At 40.7% G+C, this 14924-nt stretch carries 14 protein-coding genes and 1 pseudogene; 4 read left to right on the top strand and 11 right to left on the bottom strand.

All coding sequences use genetic code 11. From position 1 onward, the window contains the following. Positions 1 to 26 precede the first annotated feature (26 nt). Genes AB5627_RS00075 through AB5627_RS00060 form a run of 4 tightly spaced genes read left to right on the top strand, consistent with a single transcriptional unit; the run spans position 27 to position 4096 of the window. Complete coding sequence (locus AB5627_RS00075) at positions 27 to 1154, top strand: ABC transporter permease (protein ID WP_368369612.1); 1128 nt, start codon at positions 27 to 29, stop codon at positions 1152 to 1154. 2 nt (positions 1155 to 1156) lie between these two features. After that, the gene (locus tag AB5627_RS00070; RefSeq protein WP_038670449.1) at positions 1157 to 1828 is read left to right on the top strand and encodes an ABC transporter ATP-binding protein; all 672 of its coding nucleotides are present in this window, start codon (positions 1157 to 1159) and stop codon (positions 1826 to 1828) included. 17 nt (positions 1829 to 1845) lie between these two features. Continuing rightward, on the top strand, positions 1846 to 3507 hold the full coding sequence (locus tag AB5627_RS00065) for a hypothetical protein (protein WP_368369611.1): 1662 nt from the start codon (positions 1846 to 1848) through the stop codon (positions 3505 to 3507). Next, positions 3494 to 4096 (top strand): hypothetical protein, encoded by a 603-nt coding sequence (locus AB5627_RS00060; protein ID WP_038670458.1) that lies wholly within the window; start codon positions 3494 to 3496, stop codon positions 4094 to 4096. The genes AB5627_RS00065 and AB5627_RS00060 overlap by 14 nt, the downstream gene beginning before the upstream one ends. 123 nt (positions 4097 to 4219) lie before the next feature. Here AB5627_RS00060 and AB5627_RS00055 read toward each other — a convergent pair whose 3' ends face one another. From AB5627_RS00055 to AB5627_RS00005, 11 genes and pseudogenes are all read right to left on the bottom strand, one after another. Continuing rightward, positions 4220 to 4534 carry a transposase gene (locus tag AB5627_RS00055; RefSeq protein ID WP_038670460.1) on the bottom strand — a complete coding sequence of 105 codons (315 nt, stop codon included), beginning with the start codon at positions 4532 to 4534 and terminating at the stop codon, positions 4220 to 4222. Between the two features lie 334 nt (positions 4535 to 4868). Then, positions 4869 to 5666 (bottom strand): annotated as a pseudogene (locus AB5627_RS00050) (IS256 family transposase); the annotation flags it as partial. 233 nt (positions 5667 to 5899) lie between these two features. Next, positions 5900 to 8731 (bottom strand): MobP3 family relaxase, encoded by a 2832-nt coding sequence (gene mobP3, locus AB5627_RS00045; RefSeq protein WP_302837867.1) that lies wholly within the window; start codon positions 8729 to 8731, stop codon positions 5900 to 5902. Positions 8732 to 8738: 7 nt separating this feature from the next. Then, positions 8739 to 9143, bottom strand: coding sequence for a hypothetical protein (locus AB5627_RS00040; RefSeq protein ID WP_117905926.1), 405 nt, complete (start codon positions 9141 to 9143; stop codon positions 8739 to 8741). A 342-nt stretch (positions 9144 to 9485) separates the two neighbouring features. Further along, positions 9486 to 9722, bottom strand: coding sequence for a DUF6103 family protein (locus AB5627_RS00035; RefSeq protein WP_265291102.1), 237 nt, complete (start codon positions 9720 to 9722; stop codon positions 9486 to 9488). A 20-nt stretch (positions 9723 to 9742) separates the two neighbouring features. Further along, positions 9743 to 10726 carry a hypothetical protein gene (locus AB5627_RS00030; protein ID WP_265291103.1) on the bottom strand — a complete coding sequence of 328 codons (984 nt, stop codon included), beginning with the start codon at positions 10724 to 10726 and terminating at the stop codon, positions 9743 to 9745. A 300-nt stretch (positions 10727 to 11026) separates the two neighbouring features. Further along, positions 11027 to 11476 (bottom strand): GNAT family N-acetyltransferase, encoded by a 450-nt coding sequence (locus AB5627_RS00025; protein ID WP_195247674.1) that lies wholly within the window; start codon positions 11474 to 11476, stop codon positions 11027 to 11029. A gap of 106 nt (positions 11477 to 11582) precedes the next feature. Then, positions 11583 to 13436, bottom strand: a complete 1854-nt coding sequence (locus tag AB5627_RS00020) for a VirB4 family type IV secretion system protein (RefSeq protein WP_265291104.1) — start codon at positions 13434 to 13436, stop codon at positions 11583 to 11585. Beyond that, entirely contained in the window at positions 13426 to 14010 is a 585-nt protein-coding gene (locus AB5627_RS00015; RefSeq protein ID WP_265291105.1) for a hypothetical protein, read from the bottom strand. The genes AB5627_RS00020 and AB5627_RS00015 overlap by 11 nt, the downstream gene beginning before the upstream one ends. After that, positions 14011 to 14277: a hypothetical protein gene (locus AB5627_RS00010; RefSeq protein WP_265291106.1), complete on the bottom strand. Its 267-nt coding sequence runs from the start codon at positions 14275 to 14277 to the stop codon at positions 14011 to 14013. Positions 14278 to 14637: 360 nt separating this feature from the next. Beyond that, a partial coding sequence (locus AB5627_RS00005) for a conjugal transfer protein TrbL family protein (protein ID WP_368369610.1) occupies positions 14638 to 14924 on the bottom strand: 287 nt, incomplete at its 5' end.

Below are 14924 nucleotides of genomic sequence, written 5' to 3'. Positions count from 1 at the left end.
AGGGATTGTATTGTGGTGGATATTTTTTGAAAGATAATGAAAATGGCGGACTTTTGGAAAACACAGATGAAATCAAAACTCAGCTGAAAGATGTTGATTTTATCTCGTCTGTAAACTTTGCGTCCCTGCAAACAGGCGTTGATACACAAACTAACGAGGTTAAGACCGCATATGCACTTGTATATGATGATTATTCTGCAAATCTTTTTCGCCCGACAATAGAAAAAGGTTCGTGGATAACTGATTCCAAGCAATCCGATGATATACCGCAGGCTGTAATTACCCGAAATTATCAAGGCTATAATGTTAATGATATTGCTGAATTTGAAACTGAAAATGGAACGTTGAAGGTCAGAATAATCGGTGTAATTGGTGATAATGAAAAATACCTTGGAGCAAACTCGGAATATGAATCAAATGAACCATCCTATCAGTTAATGCTTTCTACACATTTCAACTGTCTGAATGACCAGCTTAAAAACAAAGGCTTTACAAACGAGGAGATTGCTTTGAAACTCGAATCTCTTGGGTATTCAGCGGACAGCATTGTATATAATGAACCTGTATTGTTTTTTACAGATAAGGAGTGGAATAAAACCGATTTGGATTCAGTAATGTCAGACTCCCTTTTTATAAAGTACAACCGGAATATTTCCGATGATGAAAAGCTTTACAACAGAAAATATATCAACGAGAATCTTTCTGTATTATCATTTGCGATACAGTTTTCTCAGTTGAACAACAACAGTCAGACCATTGTTTATAGAGAGTTGTACACATTGATGCCAATAATGTGTGCAATATACCTGCTTGTACTGATTGCGTCAGTGAGCGTTAATGCGATTAACTGCAAAAATAATATAAGAAACGAAGCCATACTGTATTTGGGTGGTGCAAAAAGAAAACAGTTGCTTACAATCAATGTAATTTACAATGGGCTGATTTGCATTGTGTCTTTGATAATTTCAATAGCAGGATTGTTGATTTTCTACAAGGCAGGATTGTTCAGCAAAACAGTAATTACATTGGGCTGGAAACCGATCACCATTTGCCTGATTGTGTGTGCTGTATATATCTTGGTATCCTGTATCATTTCCTGCATTATCCTCACACCAAAGGCTTTGAAAAAAGCAATAATATTATCGGAGGAATAGTAATGGTAAAACTTAATAACATAGTAAAAATATATAATTCAAAGAAAGCCAACGAATTCAAGGCTCTCCACGGTGTTTCGGCAGAAATTCGGGACGGTGAGCTTATTGCGATTATCGGAAAATCGGGTGCAGGAAAATCAACGCTTCTGCATATTTTAGCCTGCATTGACAACTATCAGGAGGGCGAATACTACATTGATGATGTGCTTGTGAAAGACCTTTCCGAAAGTCAGTATGCAAAAATCAGAAACGAGAAAATCGGGATGGTTATGCAGGATTTTGCACTGGTTGAGGATTTCACGGCACTGGAAAACGTGATGATACCGCTGAATTTTTCCAAAAAGAAAGTCAGTGACAAGAAAGAAAAAGCCCTTGCGGCACTGAAATCGGTAGGCATTGAGGAGCTTGCCAAAAAGCTATGCAGCAAACTTTCGGGTGGACAGAAGCAGCGTGTGGCAATTGCCAGAGCGATAGTCAATGAACCGTCAATGATTTTGGCGGACGAACCGACGGGAGCGCTGGACACAAAGACTTCCGCTGAGATTATGGAGCTTTTCAAGTCCCTGAACAAACAGGGCAGGACGGTTGTTATAGTTACCCACGACCCGAAGATTGCGGAGCAATGCGGCAGGGTTATTGAGATTAGTGACGGGAATATTGTTACAGCAAAATAAATTGTGGAGTGAAAACAATGAAAATTACCGATTATGTAGATCTGTTCTATCCGTCGGCGGAGGCTGAGGAGTATGCAAAAAAGCGGCAGAAAAAATATGAAAATTATCCGCAGGATTTTATGGTCAATCTTGAAACGGATAACATAGCAAAACTTATTGCACCTATGAATTTTGCTGTCGCAACATCTAAAATGAAAGAGTTTACAGATGACATTGAAACCCTTGATTACAGGCTGGATTGTCTTGAGGACTTTATGAATGTCCCCGAACTTAACGGCAGATTTCGACAGCTGATAAATGAACTCGCAGGAAACAGAATTGACTTTTCAGATGTTGATTGTGTCAACTCGTTTATGCAGATTAAGACCCATATGGACAGCCTTGAAGAATTTCTCGGCTGCATTGAAAACATCAACAGGTTCTTTGCAAAGTATAATCACGCAATTAAGTCGGTAGCGGTAAAAAGGCTTGCACAGTTTTTTGAAAAACTGCCAAAAAGCGAGAACATTTTCGAAATAGCATACAGCATTTCACAGCTGAAAGATACCTTTTCAAAAACCATACGGAGCGTAAAAATCGGTGTTAATTTTGATTCGGCTATGAATCCCGACAGTGCAGGACTGCTTGAAATCGGATATGACAAAATTTATCCCAAGGGAAATATTCTTGAAAAGCTTGTGTTCAAAAGTTTTGCAGGCAGAGAGCAGTTTATTGGCGAGGAGCATTTCAACTCGGCAACAAGGCACACTCCTATTGATATAGACACTGCCCTTTTCCGTGAACTGAGCAAATACACAAAGGAGTTCGCCCTGCGGATTGCCGCAGCACTTAAAAGCTATCGTTCCTCGGTTTTTTCAGACCTTTCGGAGCTGGAATCACAGCTTGACTTCTATGGCGGAGCGGCACAGTTTATATCAAGTGTTAGGGCAAGGGGAATGAAAATGTGCCGACCGAAATTTCTCCCCTCTGAGAAGCGTGTTACAAGGCTGAAAAACGTCTTTGACCTCAACTTCTACAGGCAGCTTGTTACGCAAAATCCGCAGGAAATTCTGACCGAAAAAATTGTTGCAAACGATATTGATATGTCAGATTACGCACGGTTTTATATGGTGACGGGAGCAAACAACGGCGGAAAAACCACTTTCGCAAGAGCGGTGGGAGTATGTCATTTAATGGCACAAATGGGATTGTACGTTCCTGCGGAAAGTGCAGAGATTTCCCCTGCCGATTACATATTCACCCATTTTCCAAAGGAAGAAGCTGTCGGAATAAATTCAAGCCGATTTACCACGGAAATCAAGGAGCTGAAAAAAATCTGCGAATATATGACCGACAGAAGTCTTGTTATTCTCAACGAATCCATTCAGTCAACCACGCCAGTTGAGTGCTTAAACATTGCAAAAATTCATCTTGAAATTATAGCGGCAGTGGGGGTAAGGGGATTTTATGTCACTCATCTAACAGAACTTTACAATGAAATTCAGCGGATAAACAACGAAAACTATCCCACAAAGGTGGGAAGTCTGGTATCCTGCACAGACAGTGAGGGCAAGCGTATGTACAAGATGAAAGCCGCAAAGCCGCCTATTGAAAGTCTTGCATACACGGTTTACGAAAAATTCGGAGCAAAGCTTGAAGACGTACTTGCAAAGTCGGGTGATAAGAATGGACAAGCGTGAAAACCTTTTGCAGTTTCTTGATTACGGTGGAAACGAGCTGTTTTCAAGCCTTATGGAAAGTGACAGCGACAGACCGCAGGCGTTGGACAGAATGTGCATTTTGCTTCGCAAGGCTGTGATTTTCGGGAAACTGAAAGGCAGAGCTGCGGCATACCAATATATGATTTCAAAGGCAAACCAAATGGGATTTATAAAGTCAAAAAAAATACATGCCTACAGGCTGACAGCTGCCGAACGGGAGCGGATTACAGAAAAAGTCTGCAAGTCAACAGGTGCGAAATATTTTTTCAAAAAGTATGGAAAGAACGTGATAATTTATTCTGCACTGCTTGGGGCGGCTGTGATTTTGGTTGTGCTGATATATAATTATATGCACTCGGAAAAATATCTGAAAAGAATGTACCAGGCGGCTGAGGAAACTGTAATTATAGAGTCGGCATACAAAACCGATTACGGCATAAAGCTTACCATACACAACAATTCACTTGCGGACTATTACATCTGCGATTTGCCGACCTTGAAATATACTGACGAATATGATGACCGGGCAATCGGAACATATTATCATTGTAAAAATGCAAAACTTTAAGATTGTGTTATATACAAGTTTGACAAAAAATGACCTGATTCTAAATTCTGTATAGCTGCGGAATGGCATATCAAAATTAAAGAGCAAATCTATTTGATGAGATCGTCGAAACCACCGTCGGTCTTATCTGCATATTTTCATAAAAGTATTCTGTGCAAGATACAGCATTTTGAACAGTCTCTCATCGGTTGGAAATAACGACTTTGTTTTGGTGACCTTTCGCAGCTTACTGTTAATTCCCTCAATCGCATTGGTAGTGTAAGTCAGCTTTCTCAGTTCCTGCAGAAACTTGAAGTAAGTGCTTAGATTCGCCCGATTTTCATACCATGACTTTGAAATCTTTGGATACTTCTTGTCCCATATTGATGCAAATTCGTCAATGGCATCATGCGCAGAAGGCACATCAACAGCGGGATAAACACATTTTAAATCAGCCATAAGTTCTTTCTGACACGCTCAGACCTAAATATTGCGGATATGCTCTTCAATGTCAGCAGTTGACACACCTTTTGCGTAACATTGAGATGATTTTATTCTCCATGTCCGAAGAAATTTTGGGCTGATTTTTCCAAATAAGCTGCAGCTCTGGACCTGCGAAAAAATCTCTGTAAATTCAACAACAGTGATAAAAAACGATATTGTGGAGCGGCTTGAAAAACAGCCGCTCATTTTTTTACAGTATACAATAAATACCGTAATTTGTCAAGGTTCTTCAACAGTCAGTCTGCTGGAATGGAGCGTAGCGGAATGGAAGCAGACTGACTGTGCCGGCTCAGCTTAGCCTGTCGAGATACATGATCTCCAGCTCGCCAAGAACTATGCCCCAGTTTCTCAGCGGTATAGTCCATTTTTTCGCTATTTCATGCGTTGCAAGATACAGTACCTTCAGGAGCGCCGTATCGCTCGGAAATACGCTTCTCTGCTTGTTCAGACGACGATAGCCGCTGTTAAGGCTTTCGATCGCAATGGTGGTGTAAATGACCTTTCTCACATCAGCGGAAAACTTGAAGATCGGTGAGATCACATCCCAGTTTTTGTACCAGCTCTTCATGGCGTTTGGATAATCTTTCTCCCACTTCTCCGTCACACGCTCAAGCTGTTCAAGCGCAGCGTCCTCAGACGGTGCGTGATAAATGGTTTTCAAATCGTTGGAAAATTCTTTCTTGTTTTTTGCACCAACATATTTCAGCGTGTTTCTTACTTGATGAACGATACAACGCTGTAATTCTGTCTGTGGAAATGCCGTATTTACGGCTTCTTTCATACCCGAAAGACCATCGGCACATATCACGAGGACATCCTTTACGCCGCGATTTTTCAGCTCATTCAGGACTCCAAGCCAATATTTTGCACTTTCGTTTTCTCCGATATGTATGGATAAAACTTCCTTGTGACCTGTCAAACTTACTGCAAGGATTACATATGCTGCAAGTTTTTTTATCTGTCCGTTTTCTCGTACAGAAAAATGTACAGCATCAATAAATACAATGAGATAAACCTCGCCCAGAGGACGTTTCTGCCAGTCCTCTATCTGCGGAAGAAGGCGGTCTGTGATATCGGATATCATACTCCTCGAGCAGCATTCCGATGATGTTCTTTTTTCCTTCGCTCATTGGTTCTCTTTTTCTTCTTCCCATAAAAAATCAGCCTCCTGTGTTATTTATATTTTACCATAGTTGACTGCGTTTTTACAGACTTTTTTTCGGTGGGTCTCAGCTCTTTTATTATACACTACTTTGGAGATTTACACAACATATGGGAGAAAACCTATCTTTTCTTTGAATATAGCTTTTAAGATATTTCTTAGTTAGTCATATTTTGTTCTTCTCTGATGCCAATTCCTGACTTTCTCTTTTGTATCATTTTTCTGAGCTTTCTATCAGTTTGTATTTTTAAAGAACACTGCTTCTGCGAATAATTATCCTCAATACAGCGACTTAAATTCACAAACAATCCCATAACAGTATTTCTAAGCAGCATATTTTCAAAATCATCAATATTGTTAAGCATATTCTGAACGTACTCATTACCATCATTTGCGGACTTTGTGAGCCACTCCACAGCCTTTTCCTTATCCTTTTCAAGTTCATCTGCTCCGAAAAGATAAAGCCTGCCGAGCTGATAGCTTGACCACATATTCTTATCAGCGGATTTTTCAAAGTAATCTACCGCCTTTTGAATATCATACTTTTCTTCCTGCAAATACAACTTCCCAAAAGCATACTGTGTGAATTCGTTATCCTCTGCAAGCAGCAAATATTTCTCTGCTCTTTCTAAATCCTGCGTGACAATTTCACCTTTCAAATAAAACTGACCCAACTGAAAACAAGCAAAACTGTCACCCTTATCTGCACATTCTGTCAACATAAATAGTCCTTTTTCAATATCTTGTGAAAAATATTCACCCGAAATATATTCCAATGCAAAAAAACGCTTTGCATTGGAATTTTTAAGTTTCATTGCTTTTTCAATACACTCCAAACCCTTATTCAAATCAGCCTCAATGTATTTTCCTTGAATTAATGTTTTGCCATATTCATACAGACCATTCTTGTTATTCATCTCAGCGGAACGTTTGAAGTAATCAATGGCTTTTGAAATATCAGCTTCCGTTCCAAGTCCGTTTTTGTACATAACTCCAATTTTATAAAATAGGTTATCGTCCGCCTGATCTTTGCTTTCAAGTTCAAGGAAACCAGATAATGCAGCTTTGTAATATCTCTGTGCGGTTTCATTATTCTCAGCAACATATTCACCCTTGCTGTACATCTGTGCAACAGCATAAGAAGCATACGGCTGACCCTGAGAAGCCGATTTCTGATACCACAAAAACGCCTGCGACAAATCTTTTTCCACGCTGTTGCCATAATAGTATAGGTTAGCGAGACTGTATTGTGCGAATTTGTGGCCCTCCTGAGATGACTTCAAAAACCATTGAAACGCTTTTTCATAATCCTGTTCTGTGCCTAACCCATAGCAATGCATTTTACCAATGCGATACCAAACGTAAGAACGCATATCCGCAGGTTTCATGACCTGTCCCTTGAATTTAGGTTCGTATGGGAACATATAGTCCGAATCCGGCTCTATCTCCATAAATCCCTGCAATGCCTCTTGGTAGAATGCGAATGATTTTTCTTCGTCTTTTGCGCCAAGCTTGTCGGTGGAATACAATTTTCCTAAATCGTGAATAGCAAGGACATTGCCTGACTTTGATTCGGAGAGCAAGAGCTGTTCCGCTTTTTGAAAATCTTCAAGCTTTGATTGCTTGTTATAAATCAGCTTGCAGGCTTCTTTGTATGCGTTGCTCCATTTTAAATAATATTTGCTTTTCGGAGAATCATCGGGTTCTTTTGGCGAGATTTTGCTGCTGCATGAAAAACCATTGGCAGCCATATCGTCATTATCAAAATAAATCGCATTATCAAACTCATCAATCTGCGGAGGAATATCTGTTATGTCATCATCAGTTTTTTCTGTCAGTTCCGGTTCTTCAATCTCAATATCAACAACAGGACTATTCATATCCAGCACGGTCTGAATGATCATATTTTTAACGGACTTAAACTCCTTGTTATCCGCAAGCTTCGGAAACTGAACTCTTGCTGACGAATAAACATCATGCTTCTGCTGTTCCATTTCGCACCAGAGGGAGTACATTTTTTGAATTGATTCGTTTTCCGAAAGCCTTATAAAAATCTCATCAACAGTTTTCTTCACATCCGCTTTCAAGTATCCGTATACCTTTTTGCCTTTAGAAGAATTAAGCTGTTCATGCAGTTTTGCAACAAGATCAATTAGTTCTGCATTATCAACATCATTCTGTGAAATGTTATCCGCAAGCTGTTTCATCAACTGCTCAGACTCTTTTTTCATCTGATTGCGCAAATCGGTCTGCTGTGCGTAGAGATGGTGAAGTTCGTCCGCATAAATATCGTTTGCAAAACCACTGCGGATTTTTTCAATACCATGATTAGTGAGAAATCCCTCACGCTCGTTTGTGGAGTACACGATGATATGCACATGGGGATTCGTTTTCTTATCGTGAAAGGCGGCATACCATTTCAGATTAGCCATATCAATTTTTTGATTCTTTGCAATGTTAGAAATCTGCCGCTTGACTAATTCCCGCCACGCTTTTAAATTATCATACCCCATTGCCTGAGCGTTATCTCTGCGCAGCGAAACGACATGAGTCCAAACGTTACCGCCATGGTTTGCAATCTCTTTTGCAACCTTTTCAAGATTAATAGGTTCGTCCGATTGTGAAAACAAACCGTGCGAACCAAACTTGACTGCTCCGGGACGGTTTGCAAGATAGCCTACATAATTTTCACGACTTGTAAGCCTGTCCATGTTTCGGTCAAGTATTACCGATATGAGCGCTGAACCGTTTTTAATTGTGGGATTCTTTTGGTAATCTTCGTACTCAAATAACTCTTTGCTGTCGGGGAAATCGTGCAGCAGAGATGAAATAAGCTCCTGCTGACTTTTCGTAGCAGGAGCTGTTTCATTTGCATTCGGTATCGGGACTGAACCCTCACGGGTTGCAATATATTTTACATAATGGTACAGCTGTTTTTTCTTCCCAGAGCCGCTTTTAAGATAGCGGCTTGTAACAATTAATTTTGGCAATTAAAAATCACTCCTTCTGATACTCCACAGCGTCCTCATAATCAATAATACCGTTGATTTTACGGACTTCATTAACGCACATGGCATGAAGACTTCTAAGCGTTTCATCGTCCACATCATTTATCGCCGCAGTCATATGCGACAGCTTGCCAAGCTCAACTGCAACTTTGAAAAGCAAGCGGGCAAGCCGCTGTTCCGTACCCTTAATTGTAGCTTTGACTGTTTCGGTTATCATTGGTGAAATGTAATTCACGCTTTTTTCCTCATCAAGATAACCGATGTAGAACTTGATCGCTTTTTCAATAAACTCACTCTGCGACTTGCAGTTGTCGTTTTTGTAGTGAACCTCCACGTCTTTCAACGTTTCGGGATATGCCCATAGCGCAAATTTTACTTTATTCTCAAAACTCATCTTACAACACCTCTTAAATCCTTGGCTTTACGCTGTTTTCTGCCACTGCAACCCCTAATTTTCAAAATCCCCGATTTTACAACCCCTTTGCCGAAAACTCTGTAAATCTCGCAAAATGCGGTCGGCTTTGCCGTCCGCTGTAACTGTTTCGGGGTTTCAACCCCGAAACTTTAACTTGCAATAAAATATTTTCCCTCAAACCCACCCGAAATCATCTGATCCCTGCCATTCTCAAACTTTGCAACAAAACGCCCCAAATTCGCCCCAGCTGCCTTTAGGGTAGTTACCCCACTCATGCTCTGAAAACGCCACACGAGGGCACACGGTGCGAACGGTGGCGAATTACTGCTCGGACAGCTTTTCCGTTTCGGCAGGAGCAGTGATCTTCTGCTTTCTCGCAGGCTTTCTGTCCGACATCATATCAATAAAATCTCTCACATTCTGCGGAACGACCTTGCCGTAAAGCTGATCTGCATATTTTTCAAGCTCCGCAGCAAGAGTTGTGTTCTTCTGCTCCAGATACATTTCTATCGCCGAGAGCTTTTTCTCGTTTACATTTACCGTAACTGATTTTTTCAACCTATCACACTCCAATAAAATTAATTTTCTGATGAGCTGTCCTCATTCACACTTTGAATAGCGTCAGTCACCTCCTGAGGATAAGTCACTCCATCATAGGTACACCAACTTGTCCAGCTGCCATTTGAAACAGGCTCTTTTGTGACATAACCAACACTTTCAGAACTGTAAACAACTTCTCCGTTCCCAACATAAATTCCGTGCTGACTTCCGTCAAACAACCCTATCCCGACAACTTCAGGCATAGTATCTATACCACCCTGCTCTGTGTAAACAAGAGTATCGTAATCGGGATCAAACTTTTTATCGGTCGGACTGTAGTTCAGATATCCCAGCACAAGCCCTGCATTATCCGCATAACGTATTCTGTCAGTTTCATTCCTTTCACCAATAAAACCGTTCATATATCCCCAGCCTGAGATGTAAGCATTATCAGCCCAAGCCGCAAGATCAGCACAATTTTTCGTGCCTGTATCAGTAAACATAAACGCATTTATGGTGCTGTTCATTACAAAAGTGTATGTGCGGACGAACTCATCATAGTTAATATCCAAACCGTAAGTCGAGTTTATAGCTGAGATCAAATCGCTGTCATTCTGAGCAGTAGCAAAGAGATCAGCATATGACTCAGCATAGAAATTCTGCACTTCATCAAAGTATGACATATATATCAGCTGAGCCTTGATCGTCTGATCTCTCATCCCTGCATTTGTCATAGCATCCTCTATGGCTTGCCCTTGATTTTGAATATTTGTTATCTCCGCCTGCTGTTCGCTGTCCAGACTCTCAAACAAAGCTGACTCTGTAAACAGATTTTTGTCTATGTCAGGCGGTTCGATATTCATACTTCCAATACTTGAGATCACAGCAATAGGCAGGAACATAAGCCCCAGAAAGCCGGCGATGATACTGCCGACTGCCACGAACAGCTTGCCACGCTTGTTTTCATCTCCGAGAATATATACGGCTATCTTTTTCACAGCCACCGCAACTGCTGACGACATCAGATCACCTCACTAACTTCAAATTCAGTAAATGCACCCTGTGTTTTCATTTCTATGCCGTGCATATATTCAAGTGCACCACGCTCCGTTGCAAACAAAATGGGCTCGCCACTATGACGAACCCAATCCTCAAATATATTTCTGTTGTTCTCAGCATAACGTGTTTTCCATATGCCGTATTTTTACTTTTGCATTTTTATCTGCCTACGTTTCTGCACCAAAAAGAGCCGCAATTTACTGCGACTCGTATATTAAACATATAGTTTTAGTCTATTGATAGATCAAATAACAATTCAATTATTAAATCCACAACTCCATTTCTCCAGAATCGCAAAAGCCAAATTTTTCGTACAAGTGTTTTCCTGCTGCTGATGGTTTTAGTTTTATATTATGAACGCCTTTGCTCTTCAACCATTTAATCAGCTCTTCTATTATTTTTGAAGAATAACCGTTTCTCCTTTTATCAGGAATACAATATACATCAATTATATATCCATACATTGGAGTTTTGAAGAAACAAAACGGAACATCTTCCTTGATCACTGCACCACCGCACGCTATAACACTATCGTTTTCATACACTAAATAATGACAACATTTCTCTTGCTGATACAGTTCCTTATATTTTTCATATATATGTTTTTCAGCATTGTCCTGTAACAAAACTATTGAACCTACTTCTTTAAACATATCCATTTTTAATTTAATAACAATATCCAAATCTTTGATTTCGGCTTTTTTTATTTCCATAGCACTATAACTCCATTCAAATATCTTTCGTTTTATCGATCAGTTCGTTAAAGATAGTATATCAAATTTCAGTTATGAAGTCAAGAAATTTATCCCATATAAAAATCTATCTTCCCCCAGCCGAACCAAACAAACCCGCCTTGTAAGCAGGAGCAATGACCTGCAGCAGATACCTCTCATTACCACACCGATACAGGCAAGTACCTCGTTCTGGATACTTGATAAGACTGTACTCTGACTCTTCCAACTGTAAGGTGTCAATGAATGCCGTTGGCGAGATATTTCCTGGATTGAACAGAAAATGATGCGACGGAATGGAGAACAAGGGCTTAGTAAATTCCTTGATCTCAGGCAGGAGAAAGTCCTCGATATTTTGCGAAGCTAATATGAAAGACGATTCCTTTTTTCGAACACGTTTCATACCGTTGCGAATATATTCGATTGCCGTCATATTTGTAAGGAATAAATATAACTCATCGACTGCCGCAACAGTATTTCCGCGCCCTAAAAGCTGATTGCTCATGTAACTTAGAATGTTGAACAGCAGCGTATCTTTCAGCCGTTTGTTTGTATCCATAAGACCTTTTACTCCGAAACAGATAAACTCGCTGTCTTTGATGTTTGTTCTGCCGTTGAAATATTTCGATTCCGCTCCCTTGCACATTGAGTGCAATCCCAAGCAGATATTCTGCAATATTTCTTCGGTGTAGAGGTGTTTTTTAGCATTATCAAATGCCATAAATTCTTTTTCAACTAACTCATACAGGTCTGACATTACAGGATAGTCACAGTTTTCCAACTTATCGAGATCTGTAAGATCGTCAATACCGAAACGTGCATACAGTTTCATAAGCATTATCTCTATTGTGTCGATCTCTGCGTCTGTGAAGTCTTTGTATGCTCTGAAAAAGTCTTTTAGATAGCTGATGTGCTGACTTAAACGGGTTACTTTTCGGAATGTTTCAGGGCTGTCATCGGTTTCCTTTTCTTGATTTCCAAAGCGAGAATTTTCTGACCACTCTTTTGGCTCAAGCGGATTTATCATAAACTCACCCGACATCATATCAATATATGTGCCGCCAAGGTTATTGCACAGATCCTCATATTCGTGTTCAGGGTCTAAGCAAAGTATAGATTTGCCTGATTCACGCTGATTGCAAAGCAGCAGTTTCATAAGATAAGACTTACCCTGACCGCTGTTGCCGAGAATGAGAATATTGCTGTTTGTCTTGTCCTCGGTACGTCTGTCGAAGTCCACAAGCACATTGCTGCCGTACTTATCTCTGCCGATATAGAATCCGTTTTTGTCGGTCTTTCCTGAGTAATTCAGAGGATAAAGATCAGCCACCGAGCTTGCAGGAAGAACACGTTCAAACTGACTTGCGAATACGTTATTGCCCGCAGGATGAACAGACAAGAATCCCTCTTTCTGCCGCAAAAGCAAACGGTCAACGGATATTTTGGAACGTGTAAGCTCCATTTGAATATCGGCTTGCAGTTCTTTCAGTTTGTCCTCAGTACTTGCTTTTAGCTCGATAAACACGGCCGTATGCAGGAGGGGTTCTTTGTTCCTTCTAAGCTCCGACAGCAGTTCTACCACATCGTCAATGTTGTTCTGAGCCTTTATGCTCTCGTTGACGTCATTTGTGGTGGTCATCATATGGTTTTTCCTCATTGCCTGCTGAACGATCTTCCTTTGCTCCATGCTTGTAACAAGGCGGTTGTAGATACGGAGCGTTACACCGTTCCTGTCCGCAAGGTGAGCAAGTATAGCCGTTTCTTCCGTACTTGGCGGATACTCCGTCACCGCCCAGCAGGACTTGTAGAAGTTTCCGCAGATGTAGTGGTCGGTGTAAAAGCGGATCACGCCCGGCATGGTGCGGTCGAAAAAGTCCTTTGCTTCCACTATCTCAAGCTGCTCATCAGACAGTTCTTTTTTCTTCTGCTTTTTAGTTCTCATTTGTTTTCGCCTCCAAATCAAATTCGGTTTCTCCCTCGATATCGGGTATCTCATCGCCTGAAATACTCGTTCCAAAATACAGTGCAAGCATTCTTTTTACCTCCGATTTGCTCATTCTCCTTGCCGCAGATCCATGCTCGGCTATTGCCTTATCCACTCGGTTAATGGTGTTAAAGATCTGCTCGTCCTTCTCACGCTTGAATCTTAGGGCAAATATAAACTGTCTTGCCGAGGACATTTCAACCTGTATCTCGTCAAGAAAATCATAGTCCGCCTGCAAGAGTTTTCTGACCGCCTCATTCTGCTCTGTCTGCAAACGCTTTTTGACATAGGTTTTGTTGCTGTCGAAACACTCGCAGGAATCCAGAGCAAGTATTTCAAGGTTGGGTATCGTGCTTAACAGCATCATAAGGTGGTGTATCTTCACGTCGATATTCGCCGCAGAAAGCACGGAAATATTGGTCGGCTCAACGCTGAAAAACGCTATCTCAGCCTTATCGGTTTTTACGCCGAAACGAGTAAAGCGTTCAAGACCTATAAGACCCTGAACGCTGTTATTTTTCCTTTTTGCCATCTATATTTTCCTCCATAAAAACAATTGCTGCGAAGTCACAAAGAACTTCACAGCATTAAAAAGATAGTCCATTATTGCGGTTTCGTCCACCCGAAGGGAGAGAAACGCAAAGCAAGCGGTTGCAGCTATGGGGATAACGTTCCATAGATTTACAAGCACGATCACCGACAGAATTATCCCGCCGCAGATTATGATAAAATCCCGAACGTTCCAGAACCACAGCTTTACGTTTGCCCGCAGATTTTCAGGGTAGATGTAGGTTTTCATTTTATCAGACCTCCTAAAAAAAGAACTCCGAAATTGCTTTCAGAGTTCTTGGTGAGATGCAAGGGATTCGAACCCTTGATGGCACTTATATATAATAATTTCAATAAAACATCATACTTGGTACATTCACAAGAATCATCTCAAAAGTGCCACTTATAGCCTTTCTTAGAAATGCTTTAAATCCCATATTACCGCCTCCGATAAAATCAAGATCAAATAAACTCAATATACTTACCATTAACGAAATAATATCTATTGGAATTTCCAGTGTGCTGATGCTAAAAATTGAAATTATTACTATCCAAACATATTGTACCACATTAAATCATAGAAAGCAATATAAAAATATGAATTTAAGTTTTATGCATTATGTTTCAGCATACCGACTGCTTTAGCCCCCATAGAAACAGTATGACTAACACTCATCATATTGACTCTAACGCTGGTATCAAGCCCGTACATCTGAGCTATCCTCGGCACTTCGTTAGCCGACAGGCATATCCCCACAGCAAGCAATGGGTGCTGAGTGTACGTCAGAAGTCCGATATACAATATCGTTGTCTGCAAAAGTGCCGTCAGACAAGTCGCAATGACCTGCTTGCACCAGCTGTAAAATCCGTCTGTGTAACCTCTCGGAACTCCAAAAA

The organism is Ruminococcus sp. RTP21198st1_G1_RTP21198_201120, assembly GCF_040924265.1.
Taxonomy (GTDB): domain Bacteria; phylum Bacillota; class Clostridia; order Oscillospirales; family Ruminococcaceae; genus Hominimerdicola; species Hominimerdicola aceti.
Note: the sequence above shows the minus strand (reverse complement) of the source record. Positions and strands in the feature narration are given on the sequence as shown.

What these genes read in the sequence shown, in the direction of transcription:
- AB5627_RS00070 (WP_038670449.1), top strand. Translation starts at nt 1,157, where the DNA reads ATGGTAAAACTTAATAACATAGTAAAAATATATAATTCAAAGAAAGCC.
- AB5627_RS00065 (WP_368369611.1), top strand. Translation starts at nt 1,846, where the DNA reads ATGAAAATTACCGATTATGTAGATCTGTTCTATCCGTCGGCGGAGGCT.
- AB5627_RS00060 (WP_038670458.1), top strand. Translation starts at nt 3,494, where the DNA reads ATGGACAAGCGTGAAAACCTTTTGCAGTTTCTTGATTACGGTGGAAAC.
- AB5627_RS00055 (WP_038670460.1), bottom strand. Translation starts at nt 4,534, where the DNA reads ATGGCTGATTTAAAATGTGTTTATCCCGCTGTTGATGTGCCTTCTGCG.
- AB5627_RS00040 (WP_117905926.1), bottom strand. Translation starts at nt 9,143, where the DNA reads ATGAGTTTTGAGAATAAAGTAAAATTTGCGCTATGGGCATATCCCGAA.
- AB5627_RS00030 (WP_265291103.1), bottom strand. Translation starts at nt 10,726, where the DNA reads ATGTCGTCAGCAGTTGCGGTGGCTGTGAAAAAGATAGCCGTATATATT.
- AB5627_RS00025 (WP_195247674.1), bottom strand. Translation starts at nt 11,476, where the DNA reads ATGGAAATAAAAAAAGCCGAAATCAAAGATTTGGATATTGTTATTAAA.
- AB5627_RS00020 (WP_265291104.1), bottom strand. Translation starts at nt 13,436, where the DNA reads ATGAGAACTAAAAAGCAGAAGAAAAAAGAACTGTCTGATGAGCAGCTT.
- AB5627_RS00015 (WP_265291105.1), bottom strand. Translation starts at nt 14,010, where the DNA reads ATGGCAAAAAGGAAAAATAACAGCGTTCAGGGTCTTATAGGTCTTGAA.
- AB5627_RS00010 (WP_265291106.1), bottom strand. Translation starts at nt 14,277, where the DNA reads ATGAAAACCTACATCTACCCTGAAAATCTGCGGGCAAACGTAAAGCTG.